The organism is Cellulomonas hominis (genome assembly GCF_005239125.1).
GTDB classification, from domain to species: Bacteria; Actinomycetota; Actinomycetes; order Actinomycetales; family Cellulomonadaceae; genus Cellulomonas; species Cellulomonas hominis_A.
This window is the reverse complement of record NZ_SZYE01000239.1, coordinates 1-4,839: the sequence shown is the minus strand read 5'-3', so window position 1 is coordinate 4,839 and position 4,839 is coordinate 1. Positions and strand designations below refer to the sequence as shown.

The following is a 4,839-nucleotide window of genomic DNA, read 5'->3' as shown; positions in this document are numbered from 1 at the left end:
CGGTCGGGTCGGGCCGCGGGGCGAGGTCGACCCGCGGGGTGGCGCCGCCGAGCAGCGGCGCGGCGGCGGTCGTGGTCTCGGTCATGGCACCATCCTGCGCCCACCGGCGCCGGGGTCACCGGCGGGGATCGGACACGACGGCGCGGGCGCGCGCCGGTGCTGGCACCGGGTGGCTGTCGTCAGCCGTCGGCGACGGCCGTCGGCCCGTGCCGTCCGCCGCCGCGTGGGCGGCGGGCCGGCCGGGCCGCCGGGGTGGACTCAGACGTCGTCGCCGCGCTGGCCGGGGATGCCGCCCAGCAGCTCGCGGACCTCGGTCTCGCGGTAGCGGCGGTGGCCGCCGAGCGTGCGGATCGACGACAGCTTGCCGGACTTCGCCCAGCGGGTGACCGTCTTCGGGTCGACCCGGAACAGGCTCGCGACCTCGGACGGGGTCAGCAGGATCTCGTTCTCGGTGTGGGGGGCAGACACGTCAGACCTCCGGGGTGCCCTCGTGGCGACGACCGGTCGGGTGACCCGCCGTCATGACAGACAGGAACTTGGTCATCGGTACCGCTGCCCGGCCTGGACCGGGCGGCATCGGCATCGGTGACGTCATCGCGCTCGACCCCCCTTGCGCCCCCACCGTGACCACGGTGTCACGTGCGAACTTCCGACAACTAGTACCAACGTCCCATTCCGGGACAAGCGGTAACTATGGGGACACTCTAGGTCGAAGCCGACATGACTGCGCGTCGGCACCATGCGCCGAACGGGGGGTCCTGGAGCGGGAACCCCCCACTCGTCCGGGTGGGTGACGGCGGGCACGCGCCCTCCGAAGCGCTACGACCGGGACGTTCGTCCCAGTTCGCGGCTCTCACGACAGATCGCACCCGCTACCCGCACGACCCATCGTCCCGACGCGCACGCGCGTTCGCCAGTGGCGAAGATCACATCTTCGGCCTCCCGCGTCGCCCTGGACCTCAGTCCCACGCACCCGCGCGCGCGGGAGCTCGCCGTCGGAGCACGTCGGACCCGCCCGCGCCCGGCGGGCGGCGTCGGCGGCGACCCCACGCCGGCACGCCCGGAGCGGGTCGGGGCGCGCACGCGTCCCCGGGCGAGTGGTCGGAATGCCGGGAGACCATGTACCGTTGCGTCACGAACAGACTATTCAGCATCCCGGGGCCGCACGTGTGAGCACGGAGCCGCCCCGCTTCCACGTTAGAGGGGGTCGATGCCATGGGGCGCGGCCGTCAGAAGGCTAAGCAGACGAAGGTGGCGCGGGAGCTGAAGTACTTCAGTCCCGACACCAACTACCGGGCGCTGGAGCAGGAGCTCACCGGCCACCGGAACGACCTCGTCACCGACAGCCGACAGGACTCCGACGACGAGGGTGACGACTACCCCCCTCGATGGGCGGACGAGCGCTGAATACCCGGGTCGGCAGCCGCCTCGCGCGGCACCGGCCCTGCCGCTGACCAGCAGCGGCCACCCGCACGACGAGCCGGGCCTCCTCGCACCGTCCCCGACGGCGCAGGGCGGGCCCGGCTCGTGCGCTGCCCGGGGGCGTCCGGGGGCCGCGTCCGCACCCGTGCGCTCGGCTCCCGCAGACTCGCGCACCCCGCCACGCCCGCGCGGCCCGACGCGCGCACGGCGTACCCGGGGGCAGGCGGCCTGCCCGGCAGCCCGCGACGCCACCCGGCGCGGCCGCGCCCGCCCCGTCGCGGTCCCGGCGGGTCAGGCCGTCCGGTACTCCCCGCTCAGCCGCACCGCGCCGCCCTGCACGCCCTTGGTGCCCGCGACCAGGTCCGGCCCGCCCTCCGCGTCGGAGGCGGTGAGCTCCCGCACCTCGCCGAGCCGCCAGGCGGTCAGCCCGAGCTCGGCCGCGTGCTGCTCGACGGCGTCGGCGCCCGCCGCGTCGACGATGGCCACCATGCCGACACCCAGGTTGAGGGTCCGCTCCAGGTCGGTCCAAGGCACCGCGCCCGCGGCCTGCACCAGCGAGAACACGGGCGGCAGCGTCCAGGAACCGCGCGGCACGTCGGCGACCAGGCCCGCGGGCAGCACGCGCGCGACGTTGGCGGCGAGCCCGCCGCCGGTCACGTGGCTGAACGCGTGCACCGCCCCGCCCGCGCGCTCGACCAGCGCGAGGCAGTCGGAGGCGTAGACGCGGGTCGGCTCCAGCAGCTCCTCGCCGAGCGTCCGGCCGAGCTCCGGCACGTGCCGGTCGAGCGACCAGCCGGCGTGCGCGACGACGCGGCGCACCAGCGAGTAGCCGTTCGAGTGCAGGCCGCTCGACCCGAGGGCCACGAGCACGTCGCCCGCCCGCACCCGCTCCGGGCCGAGCAGGGCGTCGGCCTCGACCACGCCGGTCGCGGCGCCGGCGACGTCGTACTCGTCGGGGCCGAGCAGGCCCGGGTGCTCCGCGGTCTCGCCACCGACCAGCGCGGTGCCGGCGACCGAGCAGGCCGCCGCGATGCCGCGGACCACGTCGGCGATGCGCTCGGGGACGACCCGGCCGCACGCGATGTAGTCGGTCATGAACAGCGGCTTGGCGCCGACCACCACGATGTCGTCCACGACCATGCCGACCAGGTCGAACCCGATGGTGTCGTGCACGTCCAGCGCCTGCGCGATCGCGACCTTGGTGCCGACGCCGTCGGTGGACGTCGCGAGCAGCGGCCGCCGGTACCCGACCAGCGCCGAGGCGTCGAACAGCCCGGCGAACCCGCCGACCCCGCCCAGCACCTGCGGCCCGTGCGTCGCGCGCACCGCGTCCTTCATGAGCTCGACGGCCTTGTCGCCCGCCTCGGTGTCGACGCCGGCGGCGGCGTAGGTGATGCCCTCGGTCACGGGTGCTCCAGCGCGTTCGAGCCACCGGTCCCCGGGACCAGGGTGGCGAGTCCGTCCTCCGGAGCGCCGAGCGGCAGCTCGTTCTGCTCCAGCAGGTTCTTGCCGAGCCGGTCCTGCGACGGCAGCTCGATGGGGTACGTGCCGGTGAAGCACGCGGTGCACAGCTGCGCCGCGGGCTGCTCGGTGGCGGCGATCATCCCGTCCATCGAGATGTAGCCGAGCGAGTCGGCGCCGAGCGAGGAGCCGACCTCCTCGACGGCCAGGCCGTTCGCGATGAGCTCGGCGCGCGAGGCGAAGTCGATGCCGTAGAAGCACGGCCACTTCACCGGCGGGCTGCTGATCCGCACGTGCACCTCGGCCGCGCCGGCCTCCCGGAGCATCCGGATCAGCGCGCGCTGGGTGTTGCCGCGCACGATCGAGTCGTCCACGACGACCAGCCGCTTGCCGCGGATGACCTCGCGCAGCGGGTTGAGCTTGAGCCGGATGCCGAGCTGGCGCAGCGTCTGCGACGGCTGGATGAACGTGCGCCCGACGTAGGCGTTCTTGGTCAGGCCCTGCCCGAACGGGATGCCCGACGCCTGGGCGTAGCCCACCGCGGCGGGGGTGCCGGACTCCGGCACGGGGATGACCAGGTCGGCCTCGACCGGGTGCTCCTTCGCCAGGCGGCGGCCCATCTCGACGCGCGCGGCGTGCACGGAGCGGCCGGCGATCGTCGTGTCGGGGCGAGCCAGGTAGACGTACTCGAAGACGCACCCGGCCCGCTGCTGCTTCTCCGTGAACCGCTGCGTGCGCAGGCCGTCCGCGTCGATCGCGATCAGCTCGCCCGGCTCGATCTCCCGCACGAACGACGCGCCCACGATGTCCAGCGCCGGCGTCTCCGACGCGACGACCCAGCCCCGCTCCAGCCGCCCGAGCACCAGCGGGCGGACGCCCTGGGGGTCGCGGGCGGCGTACAGGGTGTGCTCGTCCATCCACACGAGGCTGAACGCGCCGCGCAGGCGCGGGAGCACCTCCATCGCCGTGGCCTCGAGCGTGTGGTCCTGGTCCCCCGCGAACAGCGCCGTCACGAGCGCGGTGTCGGTGGTGTTGCCGCGCGCGAGCTCACCGCGCCGCTGGGCCCCGTACCGCTCCGCGACCAGGTCGACCAGCTCGGCCGAGTTGGTGAGGTTGCCGTTGTGCGCGAGGGCGACCGTGCCGCCGGCCGTCGCACCGAGCGTGGGCTGCGCGTTCTCCCAGGTGCTGCCACCGGTCGTCGAGTAGCGCGCGTGCCCGACGGCGATGTGGCCGTGCAGGGCGTTGAGGGCGGTCTCGTCGAAGACCTGGGACACGAGGCCCATGTCCTTGTAGACGAGCAGCTGCTCGCCGTTCGACGTCGCGATGCCCGCCGACTCCTGGCCCCGGTGCTGCAACGCGTACAGCCCGAAGTAGGTGAGCTTGGCGACCTCCTCGCCGGGAGCCCAGACCCCGAAGACGCCGCATGCGTCCTGGGGTCCCTTCTCGTTCGGCAGGAGGTCGTGGTTCAGCTTGCCGTCTCCGCGGGGGGCCACGACTCCATGGTGACACATGCCACGCGCACCGCCGTGCGGCGTCCGGGGCCTCGGTCCCGGGCCGACGGGGGCCGGGCCGCGCGGGCGCGCCGGCACCGGCGGCGGGTCAGCGGCGGCTGCGCCGGTCCGCCACGAGCGCCGCCAGCGCCCCCGCGAACGCCCCGACGATCGCGCCGATCAGCGCGGACGCCGCACGTGCGCCGCCCTGGCCGCCGAGCACGCTGATGAACGCCTGCGGGTCCGACCCGGCCAGACCGCTCGACGACCCGGCGAGCAGCGCCGCGACCAGGCCGACCAGCGCCCCGAGCAGCGCGCCGGCGGTGATGAACGCGCCGATCTTGGGGGCGCGGCGGACCCGGGCGGGCTCGGCGACACGTTCGCCCCGCTCGGCCCCGCCGTCGTCACGCCGGACGAGGTCCCGGACCCCCAGGACCTCGTGGTCTCCGCCCACGTGAACGGCAGA

Annotated in this window: 5 protein-coding genes; 1 reads left to right on the top strand and 4 read right to left on the bottom strand. The window is 74.9% G+C overall.

The features are described from left to right. Nucleotides 1-258 precede the first annotated feature (258 nt). Complete coding sequence (locus FA014_RS17905; protein ID WP_139405057.1) at nt 259-468, bottom strand: BldC family transcriptional regulator; 210 nt, start codon at nt 466-468, stop codon at nt 259-261. A gap of 747 nt (nt 469-1,215) precedes the next feature. Here FA014_RS17905 and FA014_RS17900 point away from each other — a divergent pair. Continuing rightward, complete coding sequence (locus FA014_RS17900) at nt 1,216-1,407, top strand: DUF3073 domain-containing protein (RefSeq protein WP_147794565.1); 192 nt, start codon at nt 1,216-1,218, stop codon at nt 1,405-1,407. 306 nt (nt 1,408-1,713) lie between these two features. Here the strand turns inward: FA014_RS17900 and purM are convergent, their stop codons facing one another. The 3 genes from purM to FA014_RS17885 form a co-directional block, all read right to left on the bottom strand. Continuing rightward, the gene (gene purM / locus FA014_RS17895) at nt 1,714-2,829 is read right to left on the bottom strand and encodes a phosphoribosylformylglycinamidine cyclo-ligase (RefSeq protein WP_154730983.1); all 1,116 of its coding nucleotides are present in this window, start codon (nt 2,827-2,829) and stop codon (nt 1,714-1,716) included. Beyond that, the gene (gene purF, locus FA014_RS17890; protein WP_154730982.1) at nt 2,826-4,376 is read right to left on the bottom strand and encodes an amidophosphoribosyltransferase; all 1,551 of its coding nucleotides are present in this window, start codon (nt 4,374-4,376) and stop codon (nt 2,826-2,828) included. The genes purM and purF overlap by 4 nt, the downstream gene beginning before the upstream one ends. A 106-nt stretch (nt 4,377-4,482) precedes the next feature. Further along, the coding region (locus FA014_RS17885; RefSeq protein WP_230323367.1) for a hypothetical protein at nt 4,483-4,839 on the bottom strand (357 nt) is incomplete at its 5' end.